Source organism: Janthinobacterium sp. GW822-FHT07A03 (assembly GCF_058798815.1).
The window spans coordinates 1-17,137 of sequence record NZ_JBXAKW010000019.1 but is presented as its reverse complement, the minus strand read 5'-3'; the positions used below and the strand labels follow the sequence as shown (position 1 = coordinate 17,137).

Here is a 17,137-nt window from a genome sequence, read left to right as displayed (position 1 = left end):
GCGATGCCATTAATGCGTTTCTGATGACACCAGTATTGCATCTGCCCATCTTTGAAGCGAGCTGATGCCATTGTAACTTGCGCCTGCCAAGCGGATAAACTGACTTTGATACTTAGAGGGTGTAGACAAAATCAACAACGAAGTTGTGGCATGCTATCTCGATGTGGGGGGAGCATGCCATGGCTACCAAACAGTCACTCGGCAGCACTGCGCCGTCAAGCAGTGCCGGCGGCAGACCACCAGCGTTGAAGCCTGAGCATATCGCCGTTTTGCACGAGATCGTGGCGGAGCGCGCTCAGGCGAGCTTGCAGGAAATCGCCGACGAGCTGCATCACCGCTGCGGTCTGCGCGTGTGCGCAGTCACGATTGGTAGCGCCTTACGCGCATTGGGCGTCGTGCGGCTCAAGGTAATCCCCCCCCATTTTTAGAGGGCTCTAAAAGCAGAGATTAAGCGGCCACGGCAAGCTTCCGTTTGGGCGCGATGCCGTCAGGTGCCGTGTCGCGCCGGCCGTGATCGCAACTCCACCGCCAGCGCGCAAAGTCCCCGATCTTGCCGAGCGCACGAAGCAGTTGACGGGCTAGTTTATCGTATCCAACTGTGCCGCTATCGGGCGTCTAAGCAGGCGCTCCGCTGTTGTCTCGGTTGGATATGCAAACCTTGGCTGGCAGTTATAGGTAGGGAAGGCGTGGTTTTGCTAACGTGGCAGGAGTCTCTGCAGGGCAGGGGATAGCCAGGCCAGACCCGATCTCGTCGGTGGATCAGGCAGCTACGAGATCGCGTACCAGGTGCCTAGCAGGACACCCAGGCTCCTAACAAGATCCACCGTTTTTTCATCTTTCAAGAACCAAGGATCATCTATGTCAAACCGTACTCATCACTCAAGAATTCTGTATATTCATGCAGCGTCGTCAAAGTTGAGGAGACGACGATCACTATAACAATAGAAAGTGTGGATATGATGGGAGCTAAAAAAATGAAAAAGAACAAGCCCGCTGGCAGTGGCTTGGATACGCTTGAAGTCACCAGGCGTTCAATTCGGACCACCGGGATACGCACTGCCGTGCTCGTTGTCGTAGCTTTGGTTATTCTTGGGATTGCTTATATCTTTGTTAACTTTGGAAGGCCGACTACAACAAATTTTATATCGGGGGACAACGGCACGGCTATTGGGCAGGCCAGGGATGTAACGATAAGTAATGGCCCAAAGGAAAGTGAATGATTCGTCACAATATAGCTGCGCTGGCCATCGCATTCTGGTGTGGGCTCGCTTCTTGCGCTAATACGACTACAGTTTCCGGAAATAACCGAATGGCTTTTGGCCAGGCCCGGGATGTAACAATTAAGAATGACAATAGATCTACCAGCATTTTGCAAACGCAATATACGGTCTATAATCTGGCTGACGTTTCTAAACTGAACACCTTACAGCGGCACCAGGATGCACTCCTGATCGCCGAACATCCGACGAAATTGATTGTCGCATCTGCAAATTTCGTACAGTGGACATCAGACCCTGAGCTATTTCTAACCATCACGTTCAGCAATGTAAGCAAACTCCCCGCACTTAAGGTTGAATATGGATTTTCCGACCAAATGCACGTAGGCCCCTCAAGAGCTCCCCGATTCGTAGCAATAAAGCACAGTTCAACAGTGCCAAAAAACCGGAAGTTGGAATATCAAATTGATCCGACCGAAGAAATCCTTACTCCGCTCATCAGTATGTCCGATTTACGTAAACTCCTCAAACTGAAGAACGATTATTGCATCGTCATGCCTCGCGTCTTAAACGAAGCAGGAAAATTTTCCAGTCTGCATTTCAAAGAGGGCGTCTCAAGCACAGCAATAGATTATGCTTTGCCGGTAGCCTACATATATCGGTCCATATTCGAACAAAAATACATTGTCAACGCTGTACTATCAGTCATTGTCGCCCAGCGCGACACACTTATGCCACCAGGCCCAAGCGATGGCGACTCCTATCCGCGATGCCGCGACTAATTTCACAGCCTGCTACAACTGGCCGACTGTTGCCGCTATGGTGCTCAGAAGCAGGATCTCTGCAGCTAACTCGATGAGATATGCCATCCCTCGTCGTGCGTTCCTGCGAGGGATGGCCAGCTATTGTTTGAGCGAAGAATGAGTCTCTGCAGGACAGGGAGATAGACAGGTCAGCCCCGATCTTGTCGTTGGATCAGCCAGCTACGAGATCGCTCAGCAGTGCAGCCAGCCCAGTGTGCGTTCGACCACCCTGCGCCATTTTCCCAGGCGATCGCGCGACTCGATGTGATTGCACACCAACGCTTTACCCGAGCCCTGCCTCACACATATAAGCGATAGCAAACGATTCGTATGGCTGCAGGCTGAGGTGGTCGGTCAAGCTGTCACGCTGGGCATAGTTGCTGATCAAGCCTTGCCCGGCAATGCCGTGCAGCATTGCCGGCAGATCCAGTTCGACGTGTTCGCCGGAGAAGTTGTTGACGACAAGCAGCTGTTGGCTCCCCAAGCTGCGCTGGTAGGCGAATACCTGCGGGTGTTGCTCCAACAACGGCAGGTATTTTCCGTAAACCATGACGTCCCAGTGCTTGCGCAGTTCGATCAGCTTCTGGTAGTGGAAGAAGACCGAATCGGGTTGTTGCAGCGCGGCCGCGACGTTGATCTCGGGGTAGTTGGGATTTAACTTTAGCCAGGGCGTGCCACTACTGAAGCCGGCGTTGTGTGTGCTGTTCCACTGCATTGGGGTGCGTGCATTGTCCCGCCCGTTGGCGTGGATACCGGCCATCATCGTCTCCGGTGACACGCCGGCGGCCGTGCGTTCGTGGTAGAGGTTGAGCGATTCGATGTCGCGATAGTCGTCGATGGAATCGAAACGTACATTGGTCATGCCTATTTCCTCGCCTTGATAGACGTAGGGGGTGCCCTTGAGAAAATGTAGCGCGGTGGCCAGCATCTTGGCCGACTCGACCCGATAGCGGCCCTGGTCGCCGTATTTGGATACGGCGCGCGGCAGGTCGTGGTTATTCCAGAACAGCGAATTCCAGCCGGCATCGGCCAGCTCGGTCTGCCACTTACCGAGGATCTGCTTGAATGCGATCAGATCGAACGGCCGCGGCTTCCATTTCCCCTCTTTGGTATCGTGGGTCATGGTGATGTGTTCAAACTGGAAGACCATCGACAGCTCCTGACGCGCCGGGTCGGAATACAGCTTGGCGGTCCCCGGGGTGGCGCTCCATGTTTCGCCCACCGACAATACATCGCGTGCGGCCAAGGTCGCTTGGTGCATTTGCTGCAGCAGCGGGTGCAGTTGTGCGCCGTTGGCGATGATCTGCTGGTCGACCTGTTTGCCGATGAGATCGATCACATCCATGCGGAAGCCGCCGATGCCCTTGTCCAGCCACCAGTTCATCATGCGATGCACCTCTTCCTGCACCTTGGGATTTTCCCAGTTCAGGTCCGGCTGTCGTTTCGAGAACAGATGGAAGTAATATTCACCGCTGGCGGCATCGTATTCCCATGCACTCCCGCCAAAATACGAACGTTGCTGGTCGGGCGGGGAGCCGTCGGCGCCTGCCTTGCGCCAGATGTAGTAGTCACGGTAGGGGCTATCCTTGGATTTCTTCGCCTCGACGAACCAAGCATGCTCGTCAGAGGTGTGGTTGACCACAAGATCCATCAGGATACGGATGTCGCGCTTGGCCGCCTCTGCGATCAACTGCTCCATCTCGGCCAATGTGCCGAATTCAGCGGCGATATCCTGATAGTCGGAGATGTCATAGCCGTTATCGTCCATCGGCGACCGGTACACCGGCGACAGCCAGATCAGGTTGATTCCCAGATGTTGCAGGTAGTCCAGTCTGCCGATGATGCCGGCCAGATCACCGACCCCATCGTGATTGCTGTCTTGAAAACTACGTGGGTAGATCTGATACACGACGGCGTTGTGCCACCATTTCTTATCCAACATGATTATCTTTCTCGCTTATGGATTGGCGGCACTGTCTTGCAACGTGCCAAGGGATCGCCAGGGGGAGGGCAGACCCGATCTCGTCGTTGGCTCAGGCAGCTAGGAGATCGTACACTAGGTGCTTGGCAAGACACTCAGGCTACTCACACGATCCATCGGTTTTTCGTCTTTCAAGAACCACGGATCAGGAGAGTCTAAGCGACTGGTGGCGATTCAGTCCGAAGCGCATTTAAACTAAATTTCCAGTGATTTGCTAGGAAATATCTGGGACTGAAATCTTGTCACGAATAGGTGTATCACATACGCGCAAGCAAGCAAATACTTGCTGAAACGGAAAATTATTCTCTTGGCAAAGGCTGGACTTATTTCTTGCCGACTTATAAAATCTGCGGGGAAAATATTTTGTATTGAGGAGAGTTGTGGAAGATTTTTTAAAAACGGTAAAGGCACAGCTTTATGAGAGAGTTTCAAGTCCCCTGATGTTTTCCTTCTGCGTTTCTTGGATTGCTTGGAACGCCCGCTTGATATTGGTCGCAATGTCATCAATGGATCCTGAGAAAAAGTTTGATCTTATCGATGCCACTTTGTACGAAAATGGATGGATTTGGCTTGGTCGCTGTGTGATTGGGCCACTTACTACAGCATTAATTTATATATATCTTTATCCTTTCCCTGCGCGGGCCGTCTATCGATATAATCGAGAACAACAGCGGGCGCTTAAAAAGATACAACAAGAGATTGATGATGAAACCCCGCTGACAAAAGAAGAAGCAAAGGAAATTAGAGATAACGTGCGTAAGGTAACTGCTCAATTTGAGTCACAGTTAGAACAGCGAGATGCCACTATTGCACGCTTGAAAAGTGAAGTGGCGGATATGAATGAACTTATAGAAAAGAGTCGGTCTGTTACCCCCGAACCGTCTGAGACCGATGCTCTGAACGATAGGCAACAGAGATTGCTTAAGGAAATTGCAAGTTCAACGAAGCCTGTCTCAGAAGACATGATTCTGAGTCTTGCTGGTGAACATAGATTGAAGGCTCAGCATAATCTGGATGTACTCTTGAAAAGGAAGATGATTGCACGTGAATTTTCATCCGACCTCGGAGGATATAGCTATACTGGGACAGAGCGTGGTCGAGCATATCTTGTTGAAAGATCCCAATAGTCAGTTGAATCGCCACGATTGCTGTCGGGTAATTCCCCATTTTTAGAGCGCTCTAAAAGTAGAGGTTAAGAACGCCTAACAAAACCGCTGAATGTATCTCCAGCAGATTAGTATGCAGGCAAGCGAGAGGAATGCCTGGTGGATATCGGCACGACGCTCGTAGCGGATGCGTCATCGGCGGAAGTAGTGCAGCCAACCCAGTGTGCGTTCGACCACCCAGCGCCATTTACCCAGGCGTTCGCGCGACTCGATGCCATAGCGGGCAATGCGTGGTGCAATGCCTTTGCTACGTAGCCAGGCGCGATGGGCACGCGACGCATAGGCCTTGTCGGCGTGCAGTTTTGCCGGGCGTTTGCGCGGCCGTCCAGCCAGTCCGGATACGGATGGGACAGCTTCAAGCAGGGGAATCAGCATGCGGGAATCATGTACCTGAGCCCCTGATATGCTCGCCACCAGAGGCAGTCCGCGCTGGTCGACGAGCAGATGGTGCTTGCAACCGAGCTTGCCGCGGTCGGTGGGATTGGGGCCGGTATGCTGTCCGCCGAGGGGGGGGGGGGGGGGGGATGGCACGCTGGCCGAGTCGACACTGGCGCGTTCCCATTGAATCTGGTCGTATTCCCGCAAGTGCTGCAGCATGGCGTCATGGATGCGTTGCCACACACCTGCCTGTTGCCATGCATGCAGGCGCCGCCAGCAACTCATGCCGCTGCCGCAGCCCAGTTCACGGGGAAGATATTCCCAAGGCAAGCCTGTCTTGAGGACGAACAGGATGCCGGTCAAAGCGGCGCGGTCGTCAATGCGAGGTCGTCCACCCTTGGGGGAAGGACGATATGCTGGTAGCGATGGCTGAATCAGCGCCCGCAGGTCGTCAGGAAGTAGTGCTTCGGCCACTGCGTGGCCCTCGAAAATGATGTCAGGTAGGTTTGACCAGCATCGGTGCCCTTTGTTTCCCTGGACGACGTTTTGTTAGGCGCTCTTAGTGTCCGAGATGGGTTGACCACTACACCGACCAGGATCGCATATGAAAGTCAAAGATTGATCTAATTGGAAAACTCGAAGCAATCTAATATTCACTACAAAGCTACATCAAAACCACCAGGTCAAATCAAGGTCGAGTGCTCACGAATACTGAGACAATGAAGTAATATTGCTGCATGCCAATTTTTTTACTTACCCCTATGCAACTCCTCCAAGACATTCAGAAAATTCATCATACCGACAGCGCGGTGTTTCGTATCCCAACCAAAAACGGTGACGCCTTCATGCGGGTTTCGCGCTCGAACTATCGCAATGAGAAACGAGCAGTGGTCGTCGTCGACGCACAAAAATTCTTGGCGTTGTGGCGTCGGCCCGGAAGTTCACATGACGACATTGCGCATCTATCCTCAGATACCTGGCCAAGTGATTACAAATTTAAAGATGCAGTGAAAGGATTCAGTCACGGTGAAGTGAATCCTGTGCCACTGGCGCTCGTACATTGCTATGAAGAAGATGAACCATTCAAGGTTTTCAAACGTGGCCTGTTCAATACTTGGAAGCATATTCGAACCGACATACGCAAACGGATAACGGTTTCTTTCACGAATGGGATTACTCGTACGATCTGGCTGTTGGTTGAGGGTGCGCCGTCGTTCCCGGTAGAGTGTGACCTTAAAAGTGCCGACTTGCTGCAAGCTCTGGCAGGAATACCAGGTGAGCGTTATCAGACAGTTGAAAGTCTCATTCCACAATAGAAGCGTAGGAATGTCAAAATACTGGGAGGAGGGGCAATCTGATCTGGACAATCAGCGTCCGTATGGGGACTGTTATTATCTGCAGCTACGTTGACCGCAACATGGGCGGGAGGAGTTGGTGTCTGCCTAGAAGTGGAACTGTAATGTCCGCTTCGGGGTGCGGATTTAATCGATCAACGCAACACCGTAACTTAAATGCATCGTTTCGGAACGGAAATGATGCGAAAGAGAACCCGAATCGATTGCGCCGCGCCCCGCGAAACCCGAGATTGCCGTCGCAAGGCATTTTGCCGCGGGAACGTTAATGCACGAACCTGCCGAAGCTCAAGTAGCTTAGGCTCAAGCGCGGCATGAGTCTCTGCAGGGCAGGGGAGATAGACAGGCCAGACCTGATCTCGTCGTTCGATCAGGCACCAAGTGCCAGGCAGGACATCCAAGCCCGTAATACGATCCATCGGTGAGAACTATGGATCAGGATAGTCTAAGCTACTGGTGGCGAGTCACTAAGTGGCTGAAGTTAGAGCGAAATTTTCCGGTGATTCACCAAGAATGAGGTGGCAGATGACCGCCCCTCATCCCTCATATCTCCACACTGCTCACAACGAAAGGACTTCGTTGAGCGAGCATATACGTACTTAATTGCGTTCAGACGGTCGCTTTATGCCAGTTGCGATAATTGTGACACGAATCACATCTTCCATTGTGTCATCATATGCAATCCCTTGGGCAATAGATGCGTCGGGGCTCGCGATTCGTCTGACTTCAGCCATTACCTCCTTTATTTCCCTGCCTTTCAAACTGCGGCTTGCGGTAACGTTGATTAACAGCCCAGTCGGCCTTTCTGAGTCATATAGATCAAAGGACGGTGATGAAATGGCATCGACTGCCGCGCGGCGCCCACGATCATCACCTGCCGCCGAGCCCGTTCCCACGATGGCGAATCCGGGCTCTCGGAAAATTGTCTCGATGTCATTCACGTCGATGTTGATATGGCCTGGTACTTCCACGATGTCAGAAATGCCTATCACAGCAGCGGCTATCGTCTCGTCAGCACGTTGCAGCCACTCCTTCACGGATGCATCTTCAAACGCCATTTCCAATTTCTTGTTAGAGATGGCAATAAGACCATCAACATGCTTCCTCAATTCCACTAACCCAGATTCAGCAATTTTCCTGGCCTTACTGCTTTCATATGAAAATGGCATGCCTACAACGGCGATGGTCAACGCCCCCAATGACTTTGCCACCCCTGCGATAACTGGAGCTGAGCCAGTACCGGTGCCGCCACCGAGACCAGCTACAAGCAACACAAACTTGGAACCTCGTATCGCATCCTCCAACTGAGCAAGGGACTCTTCCGCGCACAACCTTCCTGTTTCAACTCTGCGCCCCGCGCCCGTGCCTGCACTTCCTAGCTGAACAATGTTTCTTGCCTGCGAAGTCGTTAATGCCTGCGCATCTGTATTGGCCACGACGAATTTGATGTCCTGCTGTCCCGTACTAATCAAATGGTTGATCACATTTCCGCCGGCACCGCCGACGCCAATCACCAGCGCATAAGGCGGTTTAGTCTCCGGTAAAGGGGTATCCCAATTCACTTCCTTGGACGGACGACTTTGACTCTGCACAACCGACTGCACTGTCCGAGAAACAGTAATAGTAGGGCCTTGTAGCATGTTGTATATCGATTCCTCCAGCTCTTCTGGTGTCCGTACAAAATTCACAAGTTGGCGTTTCACTAGAAAACGACGGAAGGCTGCCATTCGCCCAAACTCTTCTTTTTTAATTGCCGCAGAAGCTGGCGCGTCTTCAAACATAAACACGAAAATGGGCTTACCAAGTCGAACTGCTTCTTCGTATTCCACCTCAACGAGTAATCGCCTATTGCTTTTGGACTTCTGATTGGCTACTTTGTATTCATTGTCTGTGCCGACCAACAGCAGAACAAGGTCGCAATCTTGAAATTGCGCAATCCTCACTTGCAAATCAGCGGGGGACTCTATTGTTGCGTTTTCTACAACCTGAAGACCTAAGTTTTGTAGTATGCGGGCGGCCTGTGCGCTATACGCAGCGAGTTCCCATCCTGTAGTGCTGATGAGAATACGTCTAATCTCGTGTTTAACGAGCGTAGAATCTTTTGGCGTAGATATAATCTGATTAAGAATGTAATGAACATTTGGATCGTTGCGGCCATCCTTCAGTAATTGCTTTCTCGTATTTGCAGCTCTGCCACGTATTTCCTCCTGAAACTGCTTTGATAGCTGTGGCATCGTGTCCAACAGGGCTTGAACCGCCTGAAACGCGAGAAAGGCCTGTTCTCCGAGCACACATTCGAAAAGCCAGCCAATATAAGCTGTAGAAAACCTAATTTGCATAGAGACAATCGCTATCAAATTATTGCCTGGCGATTTGCTCAAGGTGGCTAGCTTTAAGTCTGGCTCTGTAAGTGGTGGCACGGAGGCCATCTGCTTAACTATCTCCTGCATTTCTTGCGTTCGGGTTAGACTTGGCACTTTCTTATAGCGCAGTTCGTCATATCTTTGCGCTGAAGCCCGCAGTTGCATTAAGTTTCCAGGCACTATGGCGACAATAGCGTCCTCGACGGCGCTAGGTAAATTAAAGATTGACCGGCTACAGTACCAACCTGGGTCGTCCATGCTACCGAAATACACTACGAAGTCGTCTGTACGATGCTTTTCTACCGCTACAGGAAGTGCGTCGAACCAGCTACTGATCCGCTGTACAAGGCGAGCCTTGCGACCGACACCTTTGTTATCTAAGACAAAGGCCAGTGTGTGGTCGGAAGCTACTAACCACCTGTGTTGCTTGTCTGTTGAGAAGAACAGCAAGCAGCGTAGCTCCGATTCCCCAGGAACGAACGCATCCTCCAGCATTACCACTTCCTTTATATCTTCTGCGGAGAGGAAACCTTTCTGTGTCCTGGTAGCGGGCGCCTCAGCGCCTCGGCCAACGAAGATATTCGGTGGCGCCAACTTGCTGACGGACGGTGCCGAATCAGGTTGCGCCTGACTTTTCTCAGGCCTGCTGTTTGTCGTTATTTCGGCCCACTTCGCTGCCTGTTCGTGCCACTCATGCACCGTGATCTGCGTAAGTGTCGACGCTATCTCTGCATCGAGTGTGAGGTCGATGACGTGGAATACCGCAGGCCGGTCGCGCTGAGTAGACAATGCCACTCCGGAGCTGATCATGGGAGCCCTGTTGGACACGATGAGCATTGACGTGGTCTCATGGCCATGACCATGCAGCAAGACGTTCACGCGTGCACGTTCCATTCGTTCGCGCAGATCGAGTGGCGCCAGGATTTGCTGGGGCTGATGGTGCATGATGGCAAGCGTCACCCCGTTCTGCCCACCCACCTCCAGTACCTGTAACTGCTCGGCCGATAGGGCGGCGCACGCTGCAATTGAGGTCATCCAAGAACTGTCGAAACCTATGATGCGCACCGGTACGACCCAGCCCGAAAGACTCAGCTCGAAATCAGAAAATTCTCCTCTGGTTGCCGCAGATTGATGCGGCAAATAGTGCTTGAGCCATTCGCGATAGCTCAACTGAGCGCTTGCCACAGCCGCTGTTTCGGTGCCCGTCAGCTCAGTCCGTATGGCCCCGCCCTCTCCAAGTAGAGTGGAGGCGTGAGTCCGGAGTAGCCCTGGCTCGCGTCGCATATCATGATTGCCGGGAACTACGAACAAACGGCTTTTTGGCAGCCCAAGGGCCTTAAGTGTTTTGCCAAGAAAATGTTCGAGCTTTGCGAATTCGTTCGGATTGCCGGTCCAGGTCAGGTCTCCTGAAACACAGACCAAGTCGATCCCGCCATTTTCCGCAAGGTTGGATAGGTGTACATGCCAGGCAGGGCCGAAGGGCAGAGTCCTGTTTGGAGGCGCCAGGGAGGGAGGACCGCCAAAATGCAAGTCGCTGAGATGCAGTACTCGCAGGCTCGTTCTCGCCGCGGCCACTCCGGACTCATCGGAACTTGCGAGGGCACGGGCGGGCACTTCTTCCTGCAGGATCTGGCCGCGCAAGATTTTTTGCGACACAGTTGCAAACGGCAGCGCCCATTCACACAGGCTTGCCCCCCCCGTCGGCATCGGAAAAGTCACCTCCAGATTACGTGGTTCGTCGTCGTTGTCTTCTAGCGCTTGGCCCACCAAAGCGAGCTGTCGGGAAATCGTTTTCTCTTCGCTATACCGTAGGGCTTTGAGCAACTCGTCCGCGACACCGTCACGAAAGTAATAGAGGCGTTCGGCTTGTCTTTCTTTCTCTTGTCCGTGCGTAAGCAATCCCCCCAATAGAAACTCGGCGAGCTCACCTTCGCCTGAGTTCGGCAGCATGGTTCGCTGGATCAGGCGCATGATAGGTATGGTCAGTGGATTCGTCTTTGATAGAAACACCGCCAACCGGTAGGCTGGGTCAGACGCCATGTTGCGATAGCGAGCCACGAGCTTGACCGGGTCAGGGATCGCAGCCGGCGCCGGCATAGTGGGGGCAATGGGGGCGGTTGGGCGGATCACGAGCACGCCTGGCATTGTGGCCCCCCCAAGTGCGCTGATGGCCCGTGCCCATGCCCCTGCGCTGTCCGAGTCTAGGCTGAGCACGGGCACAGGCAACGCTTCCTGGGTTTCGTCCGGCTCTATCCACCACGGCAGGTGGGTTTGAAAGCGCGTATTCGGCGCGCCCGGGCGCTCGCAATGCAGAGAAACGTTCGGTTCGCCGATCAGGGTGCGGCGCCAAGTGGCGCGTGGTAGCAGATGCAAGAGACTGATCGACGTGCTGGCACCCACGGAGTGAATAAAGGCTTGCGCACTGCCGTTGCGCCAGCGCGGCGACGTACCGTCAGTAGCAAACAGTATCAAGTGGCGCCCATCGTGGGCGTTGTGGTCTTTCAGGTGTTCGATGCCATATTCGGCAGCCCCATTCAGGGCCACCAGCCTGAGCCGTGAATCGCCCCGCAGCCAGTAACAACGGACCTCGCGCAAACCGCTGTAGTTGCGAAAATGCCTGGATAGATCCCGTAGCGTGTCTTCTCGCAGTTCGGCGGACGTACTGTCCTCAATCACCAGAGTCAAATCGAAACGGTGTTCGCGCACCGGCGTGAAAACCGGGTTCCAGAAACCTGTGTCGACCGTGCGCGTCACGGTCGCTTCTTCATCCAGGAGTATCTGCCAGCGAGAGGGGACACGTCGGACAAAGGGTTGAAGGGCGCGGCGCAATGCCTCGGGGGCAGGAGAGTAGCTCGGTCCACTAACGCGCAACGTCGATCCGGCGATGCTTCCTTGTATGCCCGTGGCATAAAGTGGCCAGGCCGGCTCGATCTGGCCTGGCTCACTTCGCGCGTTGATGGGTTTGCTCGGCTCATCCAGGGCGCTACCCTCGTCGGACTCCTTGTCGAGATTGTCGATATCACGGTCGTGTGACGCAGCTTCGGCCGGGGCGGAAGGTGGATCGCTTGCCAACGGTTCGTTGAAGCGACTGGCTAGCCAGAGGATGTCTTCGATCTCGCGTGCTGTAAATTGCATGCCGGCACGCGCCAGGAGATCGGCGATCTCGGCGATCATCAGGATTTCCTGCCTAGTCCCACAGTGAGCGAAGCCTCGAGTTGCCTCTTGTCCTCGTCGTTCATCGCATATGAGCCCATGACCATCTGTATGGCGTTGAGTAACTGATCCGTTGCCAACAACTCGCCCTTGCGGGCACGATCCATAAAGCTGTCGATTAGCCGTGCCGATCGGAGGGTCTTATCATCGTCGAGATGGGCGCTGACAATGGCTTCGAGCCGTTTCCGGTCGGCCAGGGCATCTGGCATGCGCAGTTGGAGGCAGCGGCGCAGGAAAGGGGCGGGAAAGTCGCGTTCGCCGTTGCTGGTGAGTATCACAATGGGAAATTCATAGCATTCGACTTTGCCATGTTCGATGTCGACCTCGCCGTTGCCGCCGGACAGGCGCACCGTAACTTTGTCCTGATTGATGCGGCCCAACTCCGGGATGGTGAAGCGGCCTTCGTCCAGGACGTTCAACAAGTCATTTGGCAGATCGATGTCTGCCTTGTCGATCTCGTCGATGAGCAGGATGCGCGGGCGCAGCGAGGGCAGCATGGCCGTGCCAAGCGGTCCGAGCTCGATGAAAGCGCCGATGTTCAGGTGTTCGCCGGCGCCCTTTTCTGCGTCAAGGGATTGGAGGCGGCCGATCGCATCGTAGCTGTAAAGCGCGCCGAGCAGGGTGCTGCGCGATGTAACCGCCCAGCGCAACGGCTCGCCCAGCCCGAGTTCATGGGCCACCGCGTCGACCAGAGTGGACTTGCCGGTGCCCGGCGCCCCCGTCACGAGCAAGGGCCGCCGCAGGTAGATGGCCGCGTTGACCATTCTAACAATGTCGTCGTTGGATTTGTAGGCTACGCCGTTGATATAGGCCGACGGCGACAACGGGGGACGAGCCGGGTCGCGCTGAGCTTGTTCTTCAGAGGCGCGACGCGGGCGCCATTTCGGGGGCTCGGGCAAATCCCAGCTCGGATGAACCGTGCCATTACCTTGAAAGATGCGCCAACTGGCGTCTTGTGATTGCGAGCGAGACGGGGTCATAGATGGTCTTCCAGAAGGGATTGATTCGGATTATGCGTTGGTAAATAAGAGGGAAGGTCCCACACGATGTGGTTCACTCCGAGCTGCTGCTCTAGTTTCACACCGCGTTGCTCTCGCAACAGTGAAAGCGGGGCGCTGCGCGGCAACTGGCGCGCAAACGCGCCACCGATCCGGTCACGCAATGCCCGGGCTTCGGCGCTTGCCCCTGGCTGTTGCAACCAAAAGAGACAGGGTACGCCGCGCTTTAAGCATAGCTTGATGGTTTCTAGCCGCGAGTGATCGAGTTCATCGGATAGATGCTCGATGCCAAGGGAAATCGCTGCTTCGGGGCCGACCCGAAGTGTGTCGAAAGCGCGCACGTAACGCGTCTTGTCGTCGTGATCGCCTTGCTCCAACCATATCACCCCCGTACCATCGCCGGATTCGACACGTTGCTGCAGTACTTCGACCAAGCTGTTCCAGTTATTCACGCTTGGCGTGGAGCGGCCCGATAGGCGTACCGACCAATGGAACAGCACGGGGTATTGCTCGTTGAGCGCCACGGGCGCATCGTCTTCCTCCGGCGGTTGCACGACGATGCGTTCCAGCCCCGACAGCAGCAGGCCGGCAGGCAGGATGAAGCCGATACGGAGCTCAAAGTGGCTCTGCACCAGGCCTGTCGCGTGTGCAAGTATGTCCGGAAGGATACGGTTTAAGGTCGCGTGAAGTCCATCGCTGCCAATGGCGACGGATTGCGTATTAGTCGCTTCGAGCGAGAGGCCCTCTAGCCACCAGCTGAATTCCGGTGCGTCCTCGGTCTTGATTTCGATGAAAAGACTCGCGATCTGCTTGTCCTGAATTTGCTGTTCATTCTCGAGCCTTGTTTGCAACGTTCGATAGTGGCCAGGTTTGCACTGTCGGGATGCCCAATCTTGCAAGTCAGGCGCAGTTAATTCACGCCCGATCCTCTCGGCGAATTCGATCAGCGGAGACGGGTAACCATCAGTTAGGCGCGGACGGGTGTCCTTCAGGTCGCGCATCCATTGTTCCAAGTCGCCCGCGATAGGTCTGAGTTCAACATGTGGCTGAGATTGTAAATAAAGGCGTTTGAGACGCGAGTGAGCTAGGTTGATCTCGTGAATCCGGGCGAATAGCCATTGTTCATCGGGCGTCAACTGACAGGTTGGCTGGCGCGATACATAATGGTCCGGCGCGATTATCAACGGAAATTGCTTATGCAATTCGTGGAGTCCGCCGTTTTGTTGGAGGGACGTGAAGGCATTTATGAAATGCTGCATGCTCGGCGCGGGGTACTTGCGCAGATCTTCAAACAGCAACTGTGAAAACAAGCCCCCTTCCCGCCCGGCGCCAGTGTTGTTGACCGCACGCTTGCCCCGCGATGCACCGTACATCTGGCATTGGGTAATCGTCGCATCCAGACTGCGTGTATCGACCAGTCTCGCTGGCAAAGGCGTGGCCTCACCGGCAAAAATCCTCTCCTGGTTCGCGCAGACATCGAACACGAATACCTGCTGCTTAAGGTTGCGGTAACGGTGGTTGCGGAAGGTATTCACGAGCTCTTGCGCGCATATGCAATGAGGTACATCCTTCGTGGCATCTGCCGTGTAGAGGTATTGCCTGTTTGCCTGATCGCTGACTACCCCGTGGCCACCCCAATGCAGTAGCAGCGCTGTCGCTGTAACGCCGGGCAGCTCTTCGTTGATATATTTGGCAACGACCTGACTAATCGCCTCTTTCTTGACCAGGGAGACCCTCAATGCAAGCCTTTCCTTGACAAGCTGTGTTTCCCAGCTATCTGGAGACAGAAATAAAGCAATATTTTGCTCGGGTACCCCTTGATCGCAGAGCCAGTCAACCGTGTCGAGCGCATCACGGGTCGGCCCATTGAGATTCCACATTTCACATGCTTTATAGTTGTCCACACCGACTACAATGGCCAGGACCTCAGTCGGGGAGCCCTCAAACATAGTTGATCAGGGAAGCGAGCTGCTGCCAGAACGGCTTGCTGTGCAAGTAAGCGCTATGAGAGGCAGGAAACGATTCCCCAGATTCGATCGGAAAATCGGCAACGCGACCCGGAAAAACCTGTTCGCAGACGTAGCTTAGCGGATCATTCAGGTCGTAAAAATTGCTCCAAGCGGGAAAATTACTCGGTAGAGGCTCGTCTACGGGCAATGTCTTCAGTGCATCGATTTCATAGAAAAACGACGCTTGAGAGCCGAAAGTAATCAGGCGTCGGACATTGGGCAAATCATTCTCGATCAAGGTTTCGACCGAGGCAACGCCACCGAGGCTATGTGCCAGGATATATACTTCATCATCCGCATACGCCTTGATACATTCGCATAGGTAGTCGCGCAGTTCTTTGCCACGTACCTGGTACCGAAGAATGTCGCCTGCGGCCGGGAAGGATGCGTCAGCTAGCGAGGTACGCTTGCGGCGTCCTTGCCAGGTGGCCAGGTGAGTCGCGAGTCCCTTAAGCGGCGTCAGAGTGGCGGCCATGACCCCGCCCTTGTCGGCAGTCAGCAGGTATCCGATTCGCATGACCAGTTCGTCTCGATTCGGCGCATCAAGCAAGGGCGTATTTTCATCCAGGGCCAGTTTCTGGATGCCCGCAACAATCGCGCGCGCCAACGCATCGCGATGTCTGGCTTGTCCTGCGATCGGCGGGAGGGCGCACCTTTGGTATCCGTCAGACCTAGCAATGCGACTAACCACCTCTCGTACCTGTGGCTTGATCCTCATCGGCTCTATGAGATGATCGAGACCCATATCGTCCAGGGCGGAATGAAATCCTTCGCTTGAGCCCAGCGAATCAAAGTTCGCGAGCAATGTATCCGCTGCGGATTCGGTTGTGGGGTCTTCCGGACGCAGGTTTACAAGTACTGAGAGTTCGAAAGTTGGATCCTGCAGCAACAGATCCCACAATGCCGGAGAGGTGTCCTCAACATCCTGGTCCGGCGAGCGGGTCTCGCCGTAGGTAGGGATCGATTTTCCTTCGAGAGAGAGCTTGGCGCCGAAATCCTCTCCCCATAAACATCGTGCGAACCGGACCGTTTCTAAGTCGTACCGCTTCATTTGACGCACAATCAGTCCGGCGGCAGCTGCATAGGCCGCACCACGCACACCAGTTCCGTGAATAAAAAGTAAAGTTTTTCGCATTTATTACCGAGTTGCCGAAAAATCCAAGTTTCCCAGCTTCAATGATCCAAGGTTTATGACTGTTTGGCAAGATATTACGGAGGCGGGTAAGTCAGTCGCTCCCAATAGCCTTGATTTCGCACTTGTAAACGAACATTGTAGTTCTGTCGCGGCTAAATTCCCATAGAATTGAGTACAACCCGTCTTTCTTCAAAATTGATCTGAAACGCCAGGTTTAAAATCCAACTAGGTGAGATGGAGTCGAGCAGGGTACAAGTAATTTGGCCAGCACTGACATCAACCCAGCGCAACTTGGCCATGAGATTAGGACATAAGCCGCCCCCCCCCCAGTATTCTTTAATTCTTATGCGCATCTTTGCGGTTCGGAAAGGTCGTTTTCACTAATTGAACTTATCGAACAAACTTGGCACCGCGACTTTGAAGACCTGAAACTTGGCACGGTTACTGATCTTGCCCCCGTATAACCAGACACAGCCAATCGTTTAGTTAGCGCCGCTTTCCTGAGCCCGGCGCGCCAGCTCT

The 17,137-nt window shown here is 54.0% G+C and carries 10 protein-coding genes and 1 pseudogene; 5 read left to right on the top strand and 6 right to left on the bottom strand.

Features of this window, described 5'->3' with window-relative positions; all coding sequences use genetic code 11:
* Positions 1 to 179: 179 nt before the first annotated feature.
* The 3 genes from AC1RJW_RS29070 to AC1RJW_RS29060 all read left to right on the top strand — a co-directional run bounded on the left by AC1RJW_RS29070 (position 180) and on the right by AC1RJW_RS29060 (position 1,999).
* The gene (locus AC1RJW_RS29070) at positions 180 to 428 is read left to right on the top strand and encodes a hypothetical protein (protein WP_493048008.1); all 249 of its coding nucleotides are present in this window, start codon (positions 180 to 182) and stop codon (positions 426 to 428) included.
* 528 nt (positions 429 to 956) lie between these two features.
* Positions 957 to 1,220, top strand: a complete 264-nt coding sequence (locus AC1RJW_RS29065) for a hypothetical protein (protein WP_139248321.1) — start codon at positions 957 to 959, stop codon at positions 1,218 to 1,220.
* Positions 1,217 to 1,999 carry a hypothetical protein gene (locus tag AC1RJW_RS29060; RefSeq protein ID WP_493048007.1) on the top strand — a complete coding sequence of 261 codons (783 nt, stop codon included), beginning with the start codon at positions 1,217 to 1,219 and terminating at the stop codon, positions 1,997 to 1,999. The genes AC1RJW_RS29065 and AC1RJW_RS29060 overlap by 4 nt, the downstream gene beginning before the upstream one ends.
* Before the next feature lie 304 nt (positions 2,000 to 2,303).
* On the opposite strand, the gene AC1RJW_RS29055 is transcribed toward AC1RJW_RS29060, so the two are convergent.
* Positions 2,304 to 3,962: a glycoside hydrolase family 13 protein gene (locus tag AC1RJW_RS29055; protein ID WP_493048006.1), complete on the bottom strand. Its 1,659-nt coding sequence runs from the start codon at positions 3,960 to 3,962 to the stop codon at positions 2,304 to 2,306.
* A gap of 419 nt (positions 3,963 to 4,381) precedes the next feature.
* Between AC1RJW_RS29055 and AC1RJW_RS29050 the strand changes: the two genes are divergently transcribed.
* A complete protein-coding gene (locus tag AC1RJW_RS29050; RefSeq protein ID WP_493048005.1) occupies positions 4,382 to 5,128 on the top strand; it encodes a hypothetical protein in 747 nt (248 codons plus the stop codon).
* A 75-nt stretch (positions 5,129 to 5,203) separates the two neighbouring features.
* Here AC1RJW_RS29050 and AC1RJW_RS29045 read toward each other — a convergent pair.
* Positions 5,204 to 6,019 (bottom strand): annotated as a pseudogene (locus AC1RJW_RS29045) (IS5 family transposase).
* A gap of 287 nt (positions 6,020 to 6,306) precedes the next feature.
* Between AC1RJW_RS29045 and AC1RJW_RS29040 the strand changes: the two are divergent.
* Positions 6,307 to 6,861, top strand: coding sequence for a plasmid fertility inhibition factor family protein (locus tag AC1RJW_RS29040; protein ID WP_493048004.1), 555 nt, complete (start codon positions 6,307 to 6,309; stop codon positions 6,859 to 6,861).
* Between the two features lie 635 nt (positions 6,862 to 7,496).
* Here the strand turns inward: AC1RJW_RS29040 and AC1RJW_RS29035 are convergent.
* The 4 genes from AC1RJW_RS29035 to AC1RJW_RS29020 all read right to left on the bottom strand — a co-directional run bounded on the left by AC1RJW_RS29035 (position 7,497) and on the right by AC1RJW_RS29020 (position 16,615).
* Positions 7,497 to 12,434 (bottom strand): SAV_2336 N-terminal domain-related protein, encoded by a 4,938-nt coding sequence (locus AC1RJW_RS29035; protein WP_493048003.1) that lies wholly within the window; start codon positions 12,432 to 12,434, stop codon positions 7,497 to 7,499.
* A complete protein-coding gene (locus AC1RJW_RS29030; RefSeq protein ID WP_493048002.1) occupies positions 12,434 to 13,453 on the bottom strand; it encodes an AAA family ATPase in 1,020 nt (339 codons plus the stop codon). The genes AC1RJW_RS29035 and AC1RJW_RS29030 overlap by 1 nt, the downstream gene beginning before the upstream one ends.
* Entirely contained in the window at positions 13,450 to 15,351 is a 1,902-nt protein-coding gene (locus tag AC1RJW_RS29025; protein ID WP_493048001.1) for a VMAP-C domain-containing protein, read from the bottom strand. Before AC1RJW_RS29025 ends, AC1RJW_RS29030 begins: the two co-directional genes overlap by 4 nt.
* 61 nt (positions 15,352 to 15,412) lie before the next feature.
* Positions 15,413 to 16,615: a lipase family protein gene (locus tag AC1RJW_RS29020; protein WP_493048000.1), complete on the bottom strand. Its 1,203-nt coding sequence runs from the start codon at positions 16,613 to 16,615 to the stop codon at positions 15,413 to 15,415.
* Between the last annotated feature and the right edge of the window lie 522 nt (positions 16,616 to 17,137).

Coding starts and splice junctions, on each gene's coding strand:
- AC1RJW_RS29070 (WP_493048008.1), top strand. CDS start 180: ATGGCTACCAAACAGTCACTCGGCAGCACTGCGCCGTCAAGCAGTGCC.
- AC1RJW_RS29065 (WP_139248321.1), top strand. CDS start 957: ATGATGGGAGCTAAAAAAATGAAAAAGAACAAGCCCGCTGGCAGTGGC.
- AC1RJW_RS29060 (WP_493048007.1), top strand. CDS start 1,217: ATGATTCGTCACAATATAGCTGCGCTGGCCATCGCATTCTGGTGTGGG.
- AC1RJW_RS29055 (WP_493048006.1), bottom strand. CDS start 3,962: ATGTTGGATAAGAAATGGTGGCACAACGCCGTCGTGTATCAGATCTAC.
- AC1RJW_RS29040 (WP_493048004.1), top strand. CDS start 6,307: ATGCAACTCCTCCAAGACATTCAGAAAATTCATCATACCGACAGCGCG.
- AC1RJW_RS29035 (WP_493048003.1), bottom strand. CDS start 12,434: ATGATCGCCGAGATCGCCGATCTCCTGGCGCGTGCCGGCATGCAATTT.
- AC1RJW_RS29030 (WP_493048002.1), bottom strand. CDS start 13,453: ATGACCCCGTCTCGCTCGCAATCACAAGACGCCAGTTGGCGCATCTTT.
- AC1RJW_RS29025 (WP_493048001.1), bottom strand. CDS start 15,351: ATGTGGAATCTCAATGGGCCGACCCGTGATGCGCTCGACACGGTTGAC.
- AC1RJW_RS29020 (WP_493048000.1), bottom strand. CDS start 16,615: ATGCGAAAAACTTTACTTTTTATTCACGGAACTGGTGTGCGTGGTGCG.